This window comes from Nostoc sp. CALU 546 (assembly GCF_048836525.1).
Genome location: NZ_JAWJTF010000150.1, coordinates 1 through 18,210, shown reverse-complemented (window position 1 = coordinate 18,210; position 18,210 = coordinate 1). Strand labels below are relative to the sequence as shown.

The following is an 18,210-nucleotide window of genomic DNA, read 5'->3' as shown; positions in this document are numbered from 1 at the left end:
CTTTGCGATTTACTGAGTTTGAAAAATAACTGGGGTAATTTATGATGCGTAGTTTCTAGTTCGCAAGTGTAACTCGCGAACTATCTTCTTTTTGTCCAAAGTCCAAGCTATTGTATTTGCCCAAAACTATTGGTCAAGTGCGTAAGTTTGAAATTCTTGAAAGTATAAGTTAATGAGGGATTGAGGTAACTTAATTCTATTAAACTGCTTTATTTATATCCCAACATTGAGCAAAAACTCTGGGGGGAAATTATGCAAACATTACAAACAACAAAGAAATCAGTGGAGCAACTACTTTCAGAAATAGAACGTCTGAAGCAAGAACTCCTCAAGCGGGAAAATGAAAAGTCAGATTTAGAAATATTACTGGAGACAAATATTGAACACTCCAATAATGTTGAAGCTGAACTGCACCACAAAAACGAACAGATGAGCAGATACTTGCAGCAAGTTTATTGTATTACTGCTGCTGCTGCTGCTGTTGAAGCAGGAAAATTTCAATCTCAGATGCTCAATGAAGTAGCCGCTCGTACTGATGAGCTAGGTCAGCTGGCGCGTGTATTTCAACGTATGACCGAACAAATCAACGCCAGAGAGGAAAAATTAAAACAGCAGGTGGAAGAACTCAAAATTGGTATTGACCAGTATAAGCGAATGCAGCAAGTATCTCAAATTACCAAAACTGATTCTTTTCAGCAATTGAAACAGAAAGTCAAACAGCTTAGAGGATAGAGGTGTTTCATCCTATCAGCGCCACAAAGGAGATTGGTAGCATAAATCGTTAATTAATTAGTAGAAAAATATTCTGTACTTGACACGGAGACACTATGGCTAAAATTGTATCTATTCACTCATTTAGGGGTGGAACTGGCAAATCCAATACAACTAGCAACCTAGCTACAGTAATTGCCAGCTACGGGAATCGAGTAGGTATTGTTGATACTGATATTCAGTCACCAGGGGTGCATGTCATTTTTGGCTTGGGTGAAGAAAAGATTAAGCTTACTCTAAATGACTACTTGTGGGGTAACTGTAAGATCAAAGAAGCTGCTTACGATATTAGCCAAATTCTCCAAGTAGAACAAAGTCATCAATCTAGTACCAACAACGGCGCTCTTTACATTGTGCCTTCGAGCATTAAATCAACTGACATTGCCCGTATTTTAAATGATGGGTATGATGTGGATTTACTCAATGATGGCTACCAGGATCTGATCCGTAGCCTCAAACTAGACTATCTATTGATTGACACTCATCCCGGCATCAACGAAGAGACTCTACTCTCAATTGCTATTTCTGATATATTGGTACTGATCATGCGTCCAGATACTCAAGATTACCAAGGCACGGCTGTGGCTGTTGATATCGCTTGCGAACTGGAAGTCCCTAAAATCCTATTAGTGGTTAATAAAGTCCTCACTAAATTTGATTTTGCCGCTCTACAACAAAAAATACAGACAACTTACAATGTACCAGTGGCTGGTATTTTTCCTTTGTGCGAAGAAATGGTTGAACTCGCCAGTGAGGATGTTTTTTGCCTGCGATATCCTCAGCATCCTTGGACTCAAGAGATGAATAAAGTTGTGAGACAAATCCTGGATTAATTTGAAGTGAGTTTGCCAATATTGCTGTTTCTCTAATACTGAAACCGTAGGTGGATATAGTTCAACGCCCTATCTACTTTTCCATCTTCATAACCCAAGTTTATGGGGTGTGTTAAGAAAAAATGCTCCATATCTGCAAGGTTAGGGTATTTTCTAGGGCGAAGCATCTAAATATTAAAGATCGATAATCAAGTTGAATTTCCTAGCACTATACCACACAGGACTTTCAGAAAATTAGGTATGAAACTGAATAAGAATAATAATCGTGCGCGGAGGAGGGGGAAGGAGGAAAGCTACGCTTCCCTCCTTCCCCCTCTATGTGATTATCATTATCAGAAATTTTTAAAAGTTAAAATTTAAAGCGAAAAGGTATTGTAACGGCAGAATAAATTTATAAGAAGTGGGCAACATTGTTAGGTAAATTCAATATTATATAGTTAGCGTATGCAATAATCTGAAAAAGTTACTAAAGCCAGAATATCGTAGGTTCTATGGGTGCATCATCAAGATACTGGAAAATTTTGCGAATTAGCTCTGCTGATACCAAACTTGGATACCAACTGTATGTAGTACCAAAGGCGCAGCAGTTTTTTGAAGAAGAAGTGGTCAATTGCCAAAATGGGGATACACAAGCTTTTCTACTTGGTTATTTTCACACTCCAAATTCTACGGTTGATAACACAAGTATTGCCGCAGCTGGACTTTGTTTGAGAAGTTATATTTCTTATCCCATTTTGAAAGCCTGCCAAAAAATTGATCATCTCTTTGGCGGTGACAAGTATTTCACCTACCATGATTTGCTGCCATTTGTTTTGAATGACGATGGTAAAACTCAGATTATTCTAGATAGCGATCGCAAAACTCAACTTGTCATTGATGAGCATGATAACGTAAAGAAAAAGCCTTATAAATTCTTTACTATTGAGGTTTTGCGGACATTTAAATATCATTCTCAATCCAGCATGAGTTTAGATAATTGGGCATACTTACAAACGAAACAAAATTCAGAACTTAAAGATTTTTTATCAGAATTTGGTTTTAAACATCTCAGTGATTGGGCATTATTAAATAAAACCAGACCTAAACAAATTGAAAATTTATCTGAACGCGATCGCCACTTAGTAGAAGTTTTTCATACTGTATATCGTCGAGATAGGCGAGAGCAAAGACACATAGAAGCTAAAAGATGTCCAGATCCTTCGCTTATGCAGTTGCAAGAAATGCTTGTTTGTTTACAAAAACGAGATATCATCATCAACAGCACTGAAAATTTAAAGCGAGGACTTGAACAAGTAGCAAAGCAATTGAGACAATATGACATCTGGACTTATAGAGAACCTCTGGAGTTTCAAGACCCAGAAACAGGTAACTATACACCCAGATTAGATTTACCAACCGAGTCTTTTAATGAAGTAGATGTAGAACAACAAGAAATTCTACATTTTTTACATGAACAATTAAGGATATCTGTAGTTACTGCCATAGAGCAAGAAGTGAGTAATAATATTAAAAACTTGCTCAAAAGTAGAAGCTATGCTTCTCTAGCCACAAAATATATTTCCGGCTTACAACTATATTACTGTGAATATAAAAGTTTGAAGGAAATAGTGCCTTTATTGAGTATGACAAGCTGGGATCAAGCGAGAAGAGTATTAAATCCAGGCAAACTATTGAGCAATGTTAGGACTGTAACCATACAGCAACTTCTGGAAAAAATTTTAAACACAGCTCAAGAAAAAGGTTTAACAACAATTCCCCCTCAACCAGACTATCTCAAAACCTTAGCTGAACAAATAGAAAATTTTGCTGATGAAGAAGTATTTCAAGAAGCAGGAGAAGAAATCAGAGCAGGAAAAAGCCGTTCTCTGGACAGTTTTTATGCTCAACAGTTACGAATTACTTTGGCGAAAATTCATCAAACAGTTAACAACAATTAACGTCAATAAAACTTTTGTAAGGTAAAATTAATGATTAACAATCCCAACAGTTCCATTAACTTGAGACTCTTATTACCAGAAGTAATTTATTTAGAACCAGAACATTTAAATTGGGCTAAAGATATTAGTCAGTATCCCTATAACGAAACCTACCAATGGCAAACATATTTGAATGCACTAGCACTTGTTGGATTTGAACAATGGCTTAAAGAACATTTACCACAGGAACCAATCCAGAGAAAAAACAATTTAATTGAATCTTTGATGTTTTTGCAGGTAGGTGAATTTAAACTCTATGTGCTTGCTACGGAAAATTTGCTTAATGAAGTAGTTAATTTCCCAAAAAATTCTATTGACAATCCCGATTTTTTAGCTCATTTATATGTAGTAATAGAAGTATTAGAAGAACAGCAAGAAATTATTATTAGAGGATTTATTCGGTGCGACCATTTGCTTAATTATCTGCATATAACTAATTCACAAATCATCCAAAATAATTTTTACGACATACCATTATCAGAATTCGATCCTGAACCAAATCACTTATTATTTTACAGTCGTTTCCTAGAAGAAGCAAGTATTCCTTTACCTACAATTGCAGATGCGAGTACTGATAAGAAATTAGAACAATATCTCCAAAAAAATATCACCAAACTGGGACAATGGTTGCAGGGTGAATTTGATGCAGGTTGGCAAGCAATTGAGGAATTAATCAACCCAAATAAAAATTTGTCCTTGGGCTTGAGAAATATTGATCAAGGTGTAAAAAGAGGTAGGTTGATTGACTTGGGAATACAATTAGGAAATCAATATGTAGTTTTACTAGTCAATATCACCCCAAAAAATGACAATAAATTAAGTGTATTAATTCAGTTACATCCACAAATTGGACAAAAGTTTTTGCAACAAAATATTAGGCTGAGTTTAGTATCAACAATGGGGAATATTTTGTGTGAAGTTAATTCTAGAAGTCAAGATAATTACATTCAACTCAATACTTTTAAAGGTGAACCAGGACAATTATTTGCTGTTGAGGTGAGTTTAGGGGATATCAGACTAAGAGAAAATTTTGAACTGTAATCATCAACATACGTGTTATTAGTTATTCAAGGCACAACACGGTGTAATGGGTTCATTCATCACACTATTTAGATCTATAGATTCCAATAAATCTTGCCAATCAGACACCAGATGAGAATCTTGTGGTTGAGTACGACGAAGTTCACCCAAAAGAGAGATAGCATCTTGCCAAATTCCAGCTTCAGCATATAACCCAACACGTTCTTTTGGTGTTGCTAGTTGTAAGCGGCGTTCTAAATCGGGATTGGGGTCAATTCTTTTAACTAATCCTTCAACCGCCGTATCTTCAGAGTTCCCTTGTGAATTGCAATTAATTACAAAGTACCAATGATAATATTTACCGATTTCTAGAGCTTTTTCTGTTTTAGGTATCTGAACACTAATTACTCCTGGTATTTCAGATATAGTGATGGCAAGAGGCTCTTTCATCACAGAGTTTTTATTTTCATCAAGCAGAATAAATTTGCTAAATTTAATATCTTTAGGTAAATAAGGAACATAAAACCAAAAAGTTGGATATTCTGATACTGTTAACCCTAAAACAAATTCTGATATGAGTGTATTTGTAGCTTCTAATTGCTTTTGTTTGTCGGTTATTTGCATCAAAGGGACTAATCCAGTTAGCTTTGGTTTATTTGCAAGTGTAGGACATTCACCACGAGTTCCAGCCCCTGTGCGCTCCTTTGGCGCACCCCGATTTTCCGGCTTTTTAACTAAGTTTGGCTGAATAAAAGTTACTTTTGCAGTTTTTAAATGATTTTTGCGTAACTGCTTAGATTGTGCTGCTATTTGTGTAATATTAGCTAAATAAAAGGTTAGACTAAATACTACGATTCTTTGGAATAACAAACTAATTTTATTCATCAGTTTTGTCTTATTAAATTACTTTCTTTCTTAAAAAGAAACGAGCAGAAGCTTTGAAGCCAAATCTGCTTGCTATCAATGCTAACACTGAAGGAACAAAAGGTATCCAAGCACCAAAAAATAATAAAACAAAACAACTGCTATACAAGGTGATGAGTGCAGTACCACTAATTAGTGCCAGTCGCAACGGTGAAGTGCGGTATAAAGCTGCTAAACCTCCAACTAACGACCAACTCCAAATCCAAAGAAAATCACTCCATACAGGCCATACCCACAATAATGGTCGATTGTCTAAAACTGCACTGAGAATCTGACTAACCATTTGAGCATGAATTATAACTCCTGGTACTTCTTGGCGACGCATATTACCTTGAATATATGGTGTGAAAAAGGTATCTTTGACGCTTTCGGCATCAACCCCAATCAAAATAATGCGATCGCGAATCCACTCAGGATTAATTTGATCATTGAGAACTTGGCTAAGAGTAACTTGTTGCACAACATGAGGTGTAGAACGATAATTCAGTAATATTTGGTGTCCCCTGGGGTCAAATATCTGATAACCTCCTGTCGGCATATCTATAGGTTTAAAAACAACACTACCAAGCTGTAAGAAGCCATTATCGGTAATTTGCAATTGAATATCTTGTTTGGCCAGGTACTGGCGTGCCAACTGAAAACTCAGGGAATAATTTGTTTGGCAAGGAGATTCAGAACTAGGATTCATAAATAGCAGCTGGCGACGCATAATATAATCTTCATCCAGTAACACATCGCTAAAGCCCACACGATCCCCAGAAACTTCTGGAGGTGGTGAAACACCAATTGCTTTTTGGGTACCACCGCTAACTTTACATATAGCAATCAATTCGTTGTTGTGTTGCAAACGAGTTGCTAATTCGGGATATTGGCTATCTACAGGAAAATCACGATAGATATCTAAACCAATGACTTGGGGTTGGTAGGGAGTTAATTTTTGCAGTAATTGTTGTAGTGTAGCGTCTGATAGTGACGTTTTTTGCTTTTGGTTTTGCGCTTGAATATCTGCTTCGGTGATCGTAATCGCTAGCAGTCGTTGATCCATACCCTCATCTGGTCGCATCCGCATCATCGCATCGAAAGCCAATAATTCCCATGACTGGATTACTCCTAGCGATCGCATCCCAAAAATTAAATTAGTGATGACGATACTCACCAGAAATAATAATTGCAGACTTTGTCTATTCAACCAACCAGGCGCGATTGTATCATTTAAACCGCGTAATCCATCCCAAGTTGGTGGTTCCTCTGCTGGATTTTGACAAATTATAGGTAACCAAGAAGCGGCCGGAAAATCATCTTCTAAACCTTGCAACCTTTCCCGTGCGTAACGTACTGCTAAATATAAAGACTGACCACTAGCAAAACTTAACAAAAAATACTTCAAAAATGCTTGAGCAATTAAATCTGGTACATTCTCTCGCATCACAATGATTTGAGGGATATGCAAATCTGCTAACTGTTGCGCCAATCCCAAACCATTGCAGGAATTGAAAATCGCCAATTTCAAACCGCGAGTGAGCGCATACTTCAAAGCATTCTTTAACTCATAAATAGTCAAACTACTATTTTGATTAATATAAATCTGACCTTTCTCATCATCACTACTACTGTGTCCGGCAAAAAACAAAATATCCCAGCCTTGTTTATCCCACAAGCATTTATCTAATTCTGAGCGTGAAGGTTCTACCAAAAACACACAAGAAGCATTAGGCAATTGTTCCAGTATCATTCGATCTTGCTGAATATCAATACCTGTACTATTACCTAAAATTGCTAATATTCTAACTTTAGAAGTCGTATTTTTAGTTAGTTGTTTAATTTTTTCATATTTAGAACTACTGATAGCTATTTCTGCTTTTTGATAATCTTCAAAAAAATTCCACAAATGCCAAGGTAGCCGCCGTATTATATTATCGCTGGTTTCAATAATCACTTGAAATTCTTCATTTAAAGCCAAACGCGCTCTTAATTGTTGGTCTATAAGGCGAAATGAATTTGAATTTAACAAATTATTAATTTGTATTTGTAATAACCGACAAATATCACTAAAATCTATTTCACTAACGTTATTTAAGCCTACTGTTTCTATTTCTAGTTCCGAGCGCTTTCTAAAGCCTTGGGAGAGGGCAGTATAAATTAATTGAAAGCGTTGATATAGATCCAACAGTTCTGGCGCAGCAGGTAAACTCGCAGTAAATTTTGTGGGACGTGAATTGTTACCTTCCCAAATTTGGGCAGTGACAGGATAAAAACCCTCGTTAAGATTTCCTCTTTCTAAGTTGATCACAACTAACTTACTCATTGCTAGCTATATTATTAGTGGTTAAATGTTATAATAATTTAGATTGATTTAAATTTTGAGATAATTTCTACCAATTCTTTTAACTCTCCATCTGCCGCAATTATTTTTTCCGTTTAGCTTAGTATAGTTAAAGAATCGACTAAATATATTTTTATATTAATTGTGATCAAAACTAAAGTGCGAAAATAACTAAAAAATCAGTTTTTGGTGTCAAAGCATTTCAATTTGAGATTTGGGATTGACTTTAGAGATTTTAGAGCTTCATCATTAAGTAATTATTGGTTCAAATTCTTATATATATTCTTTTACCACACAACACTAAGATTTCGTAATTCCATATTGAATATCTATTTAAAATCCTTTTGTTTCCAAAATATTATTCATTTAGCTTAACATTTTACTCAATCTTATTGACTTGTTAACCTTTTATTAACATTGTTTATTTATCTTTGTTAATGTTCAGATTTTAACGCTTGTGGCAATAAAGTATTGCAAGATTGACTGATTAAAATTTTACAAGAAACCAGACAAAAAAAGTCTAAGAGGATGTCTGAAAAGTAAGAAAGCTCACGTAACGGTGTCCTGTCACTAGAAAAAGTACTTAAGCATGACAGCGTTACGAGAGCTATGAATCCATCGTACCCAAGTAATCTGACTTCTGAGCAGTGGGAACTACTATCACGACTAATTCCTGTTCCAAAAAAAGGTGGTCGAAAACGCAGTGTTAATATGCAAGCGATCGTGAACGCCATACTATGTATCTTGTGTGCGGGTTATGCATGGCTAATGCTCCCAAACGATTTTCCCAAGTGGAAAGGCGATTAAGTAAGGATTATGAAATCTTACCCGAAACTACCGAAACCTTTGTTTACATTGCAATGTTTTGTTTGATGCTCAAACAACTTGCGTGATAAAAATTACCGATTAAAAACTTTTCAGACATCCTCTCATATAAAATTCACCTGATTTTCAGGTTTATTCTCGCTCAAATTTATGCATAAAAGCTATTTTTCCGAAATAGGCATAGCAGTCAATAGTCTAATATTTCTCCTAGTAAACAATGCTTTTGCTCAAAATATTTCTCCAGATACTACCTTACCAAACAATACCCTTGTAAATACAGGGGGCAATGTGATAAATATTGCTGGTGGTATGGAAGTCAACAACAATTTATTTCATAGTTTTTCAGAATTTTCCATCCCTACTGGTACTACAGCCGCATTTCAAAATGCAACAAATATTCAAAATATCATTAGTCGAGTTACAGGTAGGTCAATCTCCAATATTGATGGTTTAATTCAGGCTAATGGTATAGCAAATCTATTTTTGATTAATCCCAACGGCATTATATTTGGTGAAAATGCTCGCTTAGATATTGGCGGTTCCTTTTTAGCCTCATCTGCCAATAGTATTCAATTTACTAATAACGTTGAATTTAGTGCGATCGCTCCGCAGCCTAATCCGTTGTTAAGCATCAATGTACCCATTGGTTTGCAACTTGGCAGTAATGTAGGCAATGTTATAGTTCAGGGAGCTAATTTACAAGTAAATTCTGGTCAAACTTTAGCATTAATTGGCGGTAACATCAGCATGGATGGCGGTCAATTAATAGCGGCTGGTGGCCGTATTGAATTAGGAGGCTTAATCGCTCCAGATATTGTCGGCTTAGATATTGACAGTAACGGAATTATCCAGAAATTGAATTTTCCTATAGCCGCACCACGTGCAGATATTTCTCTGACAAATAGAGCGAAAGTTAGTGTGGTAGCCACCGGCGGTGGTAATATTGCCGTCAATGCTCAAAACTTAAATCTTGCTCAACGCAGCAGTCTAAATGCAGGTATCACCGACAATGCTGGGACAGCTGAGACAGTTGCAGGCAATATTGATGTTAATGCCAATGGAGCTATTACCCTCACCGAATCTAGTGTCATCCAAAACATCATCAATTTAGGAGCCACTGGTAATCCTGGCAATATTAATTTAGTGGCTGATTCCCTGAACTTACTCACAGGCTCTCAACTGTTTAGTAGTACTTTTGGAATAGGCAATGGCGGCCAAGCTAACATTCAAACTAAAAGTCATGTTGTCATAGATTCGGCAGGAAATAATGCCAGTACCAGTGGAATTATTACCTCTGTTGCAGACACAGGAAAAGGCAACGCAGGCAATGTCAACATTACCACTCAATCGCTTTCTGTCAACAATGGCGCTCAACTCAATACCATTACCTTCGGTGAAGGAAACGCAGGGAATATAAATATTCGTACGGACAATAGTGTTATTTTTGATGGCTCTAATGTTGGTGCTAGCGGCATACTCAGCGCCGTGGCACCGGGAGGGAAAGGTAAGGGAGGTAACATTGACATTATTACTGGAGCGCTGTCCATCAGCAATGGAGCGCAGCTAAATGCTATCACCAGAAACGAAGGAGATGCAGGTAACGTGAGTCTTCAAGCTGACAATGTAACTTTGGATGGAGAAAACAGAAACAACGGTGCTGCCACTTCCATATTTACCTCAGTCAGTACTGACGATAATGGCAACCAAGCTATAGGTAATGGGGGTGACATCAACATCATCACTAGGCTGTTATCGATTACCAACGGCGCTCAACTGAATACTATTACTTATGGACTGGGAAATGCTGGCAATGTCAAGATTGATGCCAGCGAGAGCATTTTCTTGGATGGAGTAAATAGTAATGGTGGTGTCAGTGGAGTACTCACCTCAGTGCAGGAAGAAGCTATTGGTGACAGTGGGAGCATCGATATAACTACTAACTTGCTCAACATTACAGGCGGCGCTGGTCTGTATACCGTGACCAATGGAGAGGGGAATGCTGGCAATGTCAAGATTCAAGCTAATAATACAGTTTTTTTGGATGGAGTCAATCAAAATGGTGGCTCTAGTGGGGTCTACAGCAGTGTAGAAGTTGGTGCTGTAGGACAAGGAGGTGATATTGATATTACTACTGGGTCATTACGACTGAGCAACGGCGGGGGACTTTTTACCAGTACCTATGGACAAGGAAATGCAGGTAACGCCAATATCAATGCTCGCCAGCAAGTCTCTTTGGCTGGGGTGAATAGCTTCTTTGGCGGCAGCAGTGGAGTATATAGCGTTGTCTATGACACTGGTATTGGCGATGGTGGCGACATTAACATTTTTGCCGACTCAATAGCAGGAACCCAAGGCGGGGGACTATTTGCCAGTACCTATGGGCAAGGAAACGCAGGTAACGTCAATATTGATGCCCGGCAAGTTTTATTTGATGGAGTCACCAGTGGCAATTCTAGTGGCATATTTAGCGATGTCCAACCAAACGCCGTAGGTAATGGTCGAGATATCAAAATTACATCTGGAAAATTGACAGTTAGCAATGGCGCTCGACTATCTACAACTAGTAATGGTGATGGGTCAGCCGGTAACATTATTGTTGATGCTAACTCTATCCTGTTAAGGAATGGCGTTTTCAGTTCCGATACTGTCGCTAACGAGGGGAATATTATCTTGCGATCGCAATCTTTAATTCTAAGGCGCAACAGTCAAATCACTACTAACGCTACAGGTATAAATATTATTGGCGGTAATATCGATATTGATGCTGATGTTTTAGTTGCAGTGGAAAATAGCGACATCACAGCTAATTCTACTGACTTCCGGGGAGGTAATGTCAGAATCAATACTCAAGGCATTTTTGGCACCCAGTTTCGTAATTTTCTCACCCTAGAAAGTGATATCACTGCCACAGGAGCAGATTCCCAATTAAGCGGGACTGTGGAAATCACTACACCCGATGTAGACCCCAGCAAAGGATTAATTCCTTTACAACTAGAAGTTATTGATGCTGCTAGTTTAATCAATCAGAATATCTGCGCGGTGGACTCTGGTAGCAGTTTCACTATTACCGGACGAGGTGGTTTACCTCCCTCTCCCAATACAGTACTGAGTAATGATACCGTGTGGGAGGATTGGCGAGTGACGGCTGTTCCCAAGGGAAATGAGGTGATGGCAGACAGGGGTGAGAGCAGACAACAGGATATCTCATCTAAATCTAAGATTGTGGAAGCACAAGGATGGTTAGTCAATTCCCAAGGAGAAGTGATATTGACTGCTACTGCACCTACAGTAACCCCCCGCAACTTAGGTAATTCAATACCTGGATGTCAGTCATAAATTATTGATCTGCAAGCTTTAGTTGTTAATCAAGGAGTTATTGATGCCTAGAAAAATCCGTTTATCCCTATTTAGGTATCAATATTTTTGGCAGCGCCCCTTGAGAATTATTTTATTAATTGTGATGGGACTCATTTTGAGTTTGGGCTGGCATATATTACCCGCCCAGTCTAAATTTACATCTTCTGTTGCAGATTTCCCTAGTGGCGAACAATTAGTCCAACAAGGTAAAACTTTTTACCAGACAGGAAAATTTTCCCCAGCAGTCCAAAGCTTACAGCAAGCTGTACAAGTTTATCAGTCACAACAAGATATCTTGAATCAAGCTTTAGCATTAAACTATCTTTCCTTGGCTGAACAAAAACTTGGCCAATGGAATCAAGCAACTACAGCTATCTCTAGCAGCCTAAATTTATTAACTCAATCACAGCTGAATAGAAATAATGCCAAACATATTCTTGCTCTTGCTTATAACACCCAAGGTAGCTTGCAATTAGCAATGGGACAAGCCGAATCTGCATTAGAATTTTGGGAAAAGTCTGCTGATATTTATGCCCAAATTGGAGATGAATCTGGACGCATCGGGAGCTTAATTAATCAAACTACAGCTTTGCAGTCTTTGGGGCTATACCGTAGCACCATGAAAGTATTTGCACAAGTAGAACAAAATCTGCAATCTCAACCAAATTCTCTGCTCAAAGCCTCTGGATTGCGTGGTTTAGGCAACGCTTTGCGAGTTAGTGGCGAATTAGAAAATTCTCAACAATTACTTGAACAAAGTTTGGTCATAGCTCAACAGTTGCAATCTCTTTCCGAAGAAAGTGCTACTTTATTGAGTTTGGGTAATACAGCTTTTGCCTTTGGTAGCAGAAAAGTGTTAAGAGATAGTAGCAAGGAAAATGAATCTTTGTTGCTACGCTGTGGACAAGCGAACATCACAGAAAATGCTAAAGCTGATTATCTACAAGCGGCTGATTTTTATAGGCAAAGCGCCCATAAATCGACTTCTTCACTAACAACTATTCAAGCCCAACTGAATCGCCTGCACATATTACAAGAACTTCACCAGCAGCCGACTACAGAAGAATTACAAGGACTACACTCAGCGATCGCTAGTTTAAACCCCAGTCGCGCCACGGTTTATGCCAGAGTGAATTTTGCCAATAGTTGGCAATGTCTCAATCAACAAAGTACAGCAGATGACAACAAGCATCTTCTCAAATCCGCAACTTCTACTCAGGATGAAATTATCCAGATATTAAAAATTGCTGTGCAACAAGCTCGTGAAATTCAAGACCAACGAGCCGAATCCTATGCTTTGGGTTATCTAGGGCAACTATACGAAAACACTCAACAATGGTCATTAGCGAGTCAAAATACTGAGTCAGCTTTAAATCTTGCCCAAATGATTCAGGCATCAGATATTGCTTTTTTATGGCAATGGCAATTGGGTCGTCTCTTCTGGCAGCAACAAAATTTCCCAGAGGCGATCGCAGCTTACACCACAGCAGTCAATACTCTTAAATCTTTACGCAGTGATTTAGTCGCTCTTAATCCTGATCTCCAATTTGATTTTCGCGATCAAGTAGAACCAGTATATCGCCAGCTTGTGGCTTTATTATTAAGATATGAACAACCAAGTTCCCAAAACTTAAAGCAAGCTCGTGATGTCATAGAAGCACTACAACTAGCTGAAATAGACAATTTTTTTCGGGATGCTTGCTCCATCGCTCAACCCACTGACATTGATGATATTGTCGATAATTCTAATCCAGCAACAGCAGTTATTTACCCGATTATTTTGGCAGACCGGATAGAAGTAATTGTGAAATTACCGCACATAGATGAACTTTTCCATTACAGAACTTACGAACTTGAAAGCCAAATAGAAGCTACCTTAGACGAGCTACGCACAAAACTAGAACAACGCTATACTTTCCGCGATCGCGAGCTACTTTCCAAAAAAGTATACGACTGGCTGATCACACCTGCCGAGGCATACTTACAAAAAAATCAAGTCAAGAATTTAGTATTTGTGTTGGATGGTTCCCTACGCAATATCCCTATGGCAGCCCTCTACAATGGTCAAAATTATCTCATAGAAAAGTACAGCATCGCTCTATCTCCTGGACTGCGATTGCTAGAACCAAAACTAAAACAGCAACAATTACAAGCTCTAACTGCTGGAGTAAGTGAATCAAGTCTTGGCTTTAGTTCTTTACCTCACGTAGCCAATGAATTAGAAGAAATTAAATCGATTCTCCCTGGCAATTCCAAACAGTTTCTCAATCAAAATTTTACTAGAACCAACATTGAAAAAGAAATTAGTTCTGTATCTTTTCCCGTAGTTCATTTGGCAACTCATGGTAAATTTAGTTCTCAACTAGCAAAGACATTTATTCTAGCTTGGAATGAAAAAATTAATGTTAAGCAATTACACGAATTACTGCAAACTAGAGAACAAGTAATCAAACAAGGATCTCGTGTAACTTCCCCCATCGAGTTACTGGTTCTCAGTGCTTGTGAGACAGCCACTGGAGATAAGCGAGCCGCCTTAGGATTAGCTGGAATAGCTGTACGTGCAGGTGCACGTAGCACTCTAGCTTCTTTGTGGCGAGTAGATGATCAATCTACTGCTGTGCTGATGAGTGAGTTTTATCGGCAGTTAACAAATAACCCTAATCTCACTAAATCCGAAGCCTTACGTCGCGCACAACAACTTATTTTACAACGCCATAGAGAACACCCATTTTATTGGGCACCTTACGTTTTAGTAGGCAATTGGCTTTGATATATTTCCATCCATCATGAATGCAGAATTAATTTATTGATTCGTGGCAAATATTAAATCAGGGAGCATCCAAAATGTGCAAAAAGCCCCCAGGCTGTAAGTTATTATCTAGTGTGGTAAAATTCACTAGATTAGCTGAAGGGTGGTTTATCTTAACAAATTTAAACGATCTTACTTCGGCTATTAATGCTTACAAAAAGCGGTTTGACATTGAAGAGAGGTTTCGAGATTTTAAAAGTGGTGGTTACAAGCTAGAAGATACAAATGTTTCAGGTAATCGCTTGATATCTCTGATATTAATAATATCTTTTGCTTATAGTATGTCCACTTTTCAAGGGCAAAAAATTAAGCGTATTGGTGTACAAAAATATATTGATAGAGTCAAAGAATATGGACGAGTGACCAGGAAGCATAGCAGTTTTTATGTCGGTTTATATAGTCAAACCTGGGTAAATTTTATAGATAATTGTTGGTGTATTGTTCAAAAATTAATGAGATTAAATAGCAATAAGATCGAGTATTATTTACGAGGTATAAGGGCTATGGAGCTTATTTTGTCTACGTTTTAGCTTTCATGTCGCCCCCTCAGATTTATTTCTAAAAATACTGGTTTCTCACCGAAAGGTAAATCTTTAACAATGTATCGATGATTTTGATGTAATCTATGGCTTTTTTTCCCACAGCGAGGACAAGTACTGTATGATTTTATTGATTCTATTTGTAAAATTATTCCTATCCCAACATGAAGGCGATGTGATATAACTTTCACATCTTTTAAATCTAGAAGCAGTGACTTTAAATCTGCCCCAATGATAAGTAGGTTTCCCATCTGCTCCTTCTCTATAGGTATCGCAACGTACCGATGAAGACAGGGCAAACGCATCTAAATTACTCTTGATTACAACGAAGGTTAAGAACCAACGAAAAAATCAGGATTTCGCGCTTGATTATTTTTTAAGCCCCAAAGTGATCGCCTAAAATTTTCGCAATAAGCAAGAGTTAATGACATTAAATTTGGCTCTATTGAGAATAGACTTTGCTTATTGACATGATGCGGCCGCCCTGCCGATGAAGACTTTTGTACCCAGTAGCCATTGTATGAACCTCGTTCATTAAACACTCCTGCTAAACCATCAATGAAGATTACTCCATCGCTACCATACCGCCACACGGCAGTTTTATTACGATCATTCTTGATAAACCACTTTATATTCTTCCGTTTTCCAAACCTCATGAAGAGAGCTTTTTGATGTGCAGCAGTGCAAATCAATAAGGCGTATGTCAGGAGAACATAGTTCTTTTTCATAAAATTGACTTTGATCAATTCAAAATTTGGCATAAATTACGAGGTCAATTTTCTCACAGTTTTATGCGCTTACAGCACTTATGGCAGCTATGAGGTACATCCTCAAATCTAAAAGCTTTGATATGAGAGGACAGCGATTGAGAAGTTCCACGGCATTGGGGAGGTGACGGCGGCGAAGATGCACTCACTCGGCATTCACACTGGGGCAGATTTGAAAGAGCGATCGCTGACTGAGCTAACACACCACTTCGGTAAAGCAGGTCATTATTATTACAAGATTGCCAGGGGAGAAGATGACCGCCCAGTTGAAGCAAATCGAGTTCGTAAGTCAATTGGTGCAGAAACCTCGTTTGCACAGGACTTAAGTGATATCAGCCAGATGTTGCAAGAACTCGAACAGATTGCCCAAATTGTCGAGCAAAGGTTAGAGAAGCATGAAACGCGAGGACGCACATTAACGTTAAAAGTCAAGTTCTCTGACTATCAGCAGCTAACCCGCAGTAAGACAATGCTTGCTCCTATCAGTGAACTCTCTACGATTTTTGAGATAGCCAAAACACTGTTTTTATCAATTGACCTGGAGAATCGCAGTATTAGGTTGCTTGGCATTTCCTTGTCTAACCTTGATAACGCCAAACAAACCCAAGTTATTCAACTGCCATTATTTCAGAATGGGAACATCATATTTTAGGGTAGGTGTAGTCTGTTCAGACGCTGACAACTCGGTTATTGTCAAAGAGCGAATCAACTCCCGAATCACATCAGTTGCAGGTCTACCTGTACTTGCACAATATTTTTCAAGTTTTTCGCTTTCAACTGATGCGAGATTTATTGTAATTCGTTTGATAGCCCATTTTTTGTTCATGACTTGCCCTAATAATTAAATTTAATGAATTATCTAGACTTTAAATGCCAAGTGCAATACTTAACAAATATATAGATGTTAACCACAGCATACTTGCCGTAAAATCATTTTTAGCATATCCCTCCCCAGAGTATTTACTTGTAGCCCAAAACTTCACTGATAAATTATTTTTATGAACTTTAGGAAATTTGAAATGAGCTTGGATGTTTTGTAAATATTACTAAGTATTTATAATTAATTCTGTCTATGATCGCAACAACCGCCCCCAATAGAATTCCTGCTGTAAAAGAGATAGAATACCCAAAATCACCAATTCCGACCAACCCCCTAAATCTTCGCCTAGCTGTAAAGAAAAAAGCAAATGGAGCGGCGTAAAAGAGAACACATCATGACGTTGAAAGGTAAAGTACTCCCTTGGGTAAAGCTAATTATGCCAGGATTGGTTGATCGTATAACTGCTGCGACTGTTCGCAAGCCAACTGCTAACCAGAAGTAACCAGAACTTTAGAAACTGCGTTGAGAGTATATGATTTTCTGTAATTTTTAGTACTACACAGTAGAGCTTGATGCAGCTCTCTTCTTGCCCACTCTCCACCACGACATACTCCCCACTGAAAGCATAAAAGCCCTCGCCTCCCACAGCGCACCGACACCAAACCCCGCTAGCGAAGAGTAGTCTTTCACTACTCCCGGTTGCCATTGCCGGGAAGTAAGGTTATGGACTTGTACTGGAGTGACATCTGCGATCGCCTTTGGCTTAAGCATCTCTATCGCCGTCCCCGCCTCATCTCTGCCCTTGTTACAACCGCGCCTCCACAACCAACGATTGCTACTTCGGGGGGCAACGCTTGCCCAGCTTTTGACAACAATTTGTTGTCAAAATATGACTATTTTCCCACCTGGAGGAAGATAGTCGTAGCTTTTGATCCCACCAAGTAGTTCAAGAATGGTCAGGTGTTCGGTAGTAGATATGACTCAGCCAAGGGTACTCTCATTGTGAGTACCCGATTTAACTGTAAGTTGTTCCGTTGTCAGGACGATGGTTTGGGCTGTTGCACCTTTAGCATTGTGGCATCTCGGCTCTATGTTAATCTATCTGGTTGTATTAGTTAGCCTACACTGCTCTCAATTTCGAGCTAGTACAAATTGCTCTAAGTCATGATGCTGCCCTTTCCAAAATCCATGCTGTTTCAGTACACCCCTACTTTGGAATCCTAATTTAAGCAAGGACGCAAGTTTA

The 18,210-nt window shown here is 38.4% G+C and carries 14 protein-coding genes and 2 pseudogenes; 11 read left to right on the top strand and 5 right to left on the bottom strand.

The genetic code is table 11. The features are described 5' to 3' along the window. The first annotated feature begins 252 nt into the window (after positions 1-252). The 4 genes from RRG12_RS39470 to RRG12_RS39455 all read left to right on the top strand — a co-directional run bounded on the left by RRG12_RS39470 (position 253) and on the right by RRG12_RS39455 (position 4,621). Positions 253-732: a hypothetical protein gene (locus tag RRG12_RS39470; RefSeq protein WP_420762951.1), complete on the top strand. Its 480-nt coding sequence runs from the start codon at positions 253-255 to the stop codon at positions 730-732. A 95-nt stretch (positions 733-827) separates the two neighbouring features. Further along, complete coding sequence (locus RRG12_RS39465) at positions 828-1,604, top strand: MinD/ParA family ATP-binding protein (RefSeq protein ID WP_420762950.1); 777 nt, start codon at positions 828-830, stop codon at positions 1,602-1,604. Between the two features lie 491 nt (positions 1,605-2,095). After that, positions 2,096-3,541, top strand: a complete 1,446-nt coding sequence (locus tag RRG12_RS39460; RefSeq protein ID WP_420762949.1) for a hypothetical protein — start codon at positions 2,096-2,098, stop codon at positions 3,539-3,541. Positions 3,542-3,571: 30 nt separating this feature from the next. Beyond that, positions 3,572-4,621 carry a DUF1822 family protein gene (locus tag RRG12_RS39455; protein WP_420762948.1) on the top strand — a complete coding sequence of 350 codons (1,050 nt, stop codon included), beginning with the start codon at positions 3,572-3,574 and terminating at the stop codon, positions 4,619-4,621. A gap of 18 nt (positions 4,622-4,639) precedes the next feature. Here the strand turns inward: RRG12_RS39455 and RRG12_RS39450 are convergent, their stop codons facing one another. Next, positions 4,640-5,485, bottom strand: coding sequence for a DUF928 domain-containing protein (locus RRG12_RS39450; protein WP_420762947.1), 846 nt, complete (start codon positions 5,483-5,485; stop codon positions 4,640-4,642). A gap of 13 nt (positions 5,486-5,498) precedes the next feature. Further along, a complete protein-coding gene (locus tag RRG12_RS39445) occupies positions 5,499-7,829 on the bottom strand; it encodes a CHASE2 domain-containing protein (protein WP_420762946.1) in 2,331 nt (776 codons plus the stop codon). 627 nt (positions 7,830-8,456) lie between these two features. Here RRG12_RS39445 and RRG12_RS39440 point away from each other — a divergent pair. The 4 genes and pseudogenes from RRG12_RS39440 to RRG12_RS39425 all read left to right on the top strand — a co-directional run. Beyond that, positions 8,457-8,654 (top strand): transposase, encoded by a 198-nt coding sequence (locus RRG12_RS39440; protein WP_420762945.1) that lies wholly within the window; start codon positions 8,457-8,459, stop codon positions 8,652-8,654. A 168-nt stretch (positions 8,655-8,822) separates the two neighbouring features. Beyond that, positions 8,823-12,008, top strand: coding sequence for a filamentous hemagglutinin N-terminal domain-containing protein (locus RRG12_RS39435; RefSeq protein ID WP_420762944.1), 3,186 nt, complete (start codon positions 8,823-8,825; stop codon positions 12,006-12,008). 43 nt (positions 12,009-12,051) lie between these two features. Then, complete coding sequence (locus RRG12_RS39430; RefSeq protein WP_420762943.1) at positions 12,052-14,799, top strand: CHAT domain-containing protein; 2,748 nt, start codon at positions 12,052-12,054, stop codon at positions 14,797-14,799. 137 nt (positions 14,800-14,936) lie between these two features. Then, a pseudogene (locus tag RRG12_RS39425) lies at positions 14,937-15,368 on the top strand (IS4 family transposase); the annotation flags it as partial. A gap of 14 nt (positions 15,369-15,382) precedes the next feature. On the opposite strand, the pseudogene RRG12_RS39420 reads toward RRG12_RS39425, so the two are convergent. Together RRG12_RS39420 and RRG12_RS39415 are read right to left on the bottom strand one after the other, a co-directional pair. Further along, positions 15,383-15,628: pseudogene (locus RRG12_RS39420) on the bottom strand (transposase family protein); the annotation flags it as partial. Between the two features lie 81 nt (positions 15,629-15,709). Continuing rightward, on the bottom strand, positions 15,710-16,105 hold the full coding sequence (locus RRG12_RS39415; RefSeq protein ID WP_420762942.1) for a hypothetical protein: 396 nt from the start codon (positions 16,103-16,105) through the stop codon (positions 15,710-15,712). Between the two features lie 163 nt (positions 16,106-16,268). On the opposite strand from RRG12_RS39415, the gene RRG12_RS39410 reads away from it, so the two are divergent. Next, complete coding sequence (locus RRG12_RS39410; RefSeq protein WP_420762941.1) at positions 16,269-16,796, top strand: hypothetical protein; 528 nt, start codon at positions 16,269-16,271, stop codon at positions 16,794-16,796. On the opposite strand, the gene RRG12_RS39405 is transcribed toward RRG12_RS39410, so the two are convergent. Continuing rightward, positions 16,767-16,970 (bottom strand): CopG family transcriptional regulator, encoded by a 204-nt coding sequence (locus RRG12_RS39405; RefSeq protein ID WP_069074876.1) that lies wholly within the window; start codon positions 16,968-16,970, stop codon positions 16,767-16,769. The two genes, RRG12_RS39410 and RRG12_RS39405, sit on opposite strands and share 30 nt — an antisense overlap. A 361-nt stretch (positions 16,971-17,331) precedes the next feature. Here RRG12_RS39405 and RRG12_RS39400 point away from each other — a divergent pair, with 361 nt between their 5' ends. Both RRG12_RS39400 and RRG12_RS39395 read left to right on the top strand, forming a co-directional pair. Then, complete coding sequence (locus RRG12_RS39400) at positions 17,332-17,466, top strand: hypothetical protein (protein WP_420762940.1); 135 nt, start codon at positions 17,332-17,334, stop codon at positions 17,464-17,466. Between the two features lie 221 nt (positions 17,467-17,687). Next, on the top strand, positions 17,688-17,909 hold the full coding sequence (locus RRG12_RS39395; RefSeq protein ID WP_420762939.1) for a hypothetical protein: 222 nt from the start codon (positions 17,688-17,690) through the stop codon (positions 17,907-17,909). Positions 17,910-18,210: the final 301 nt, after the last annotated feature.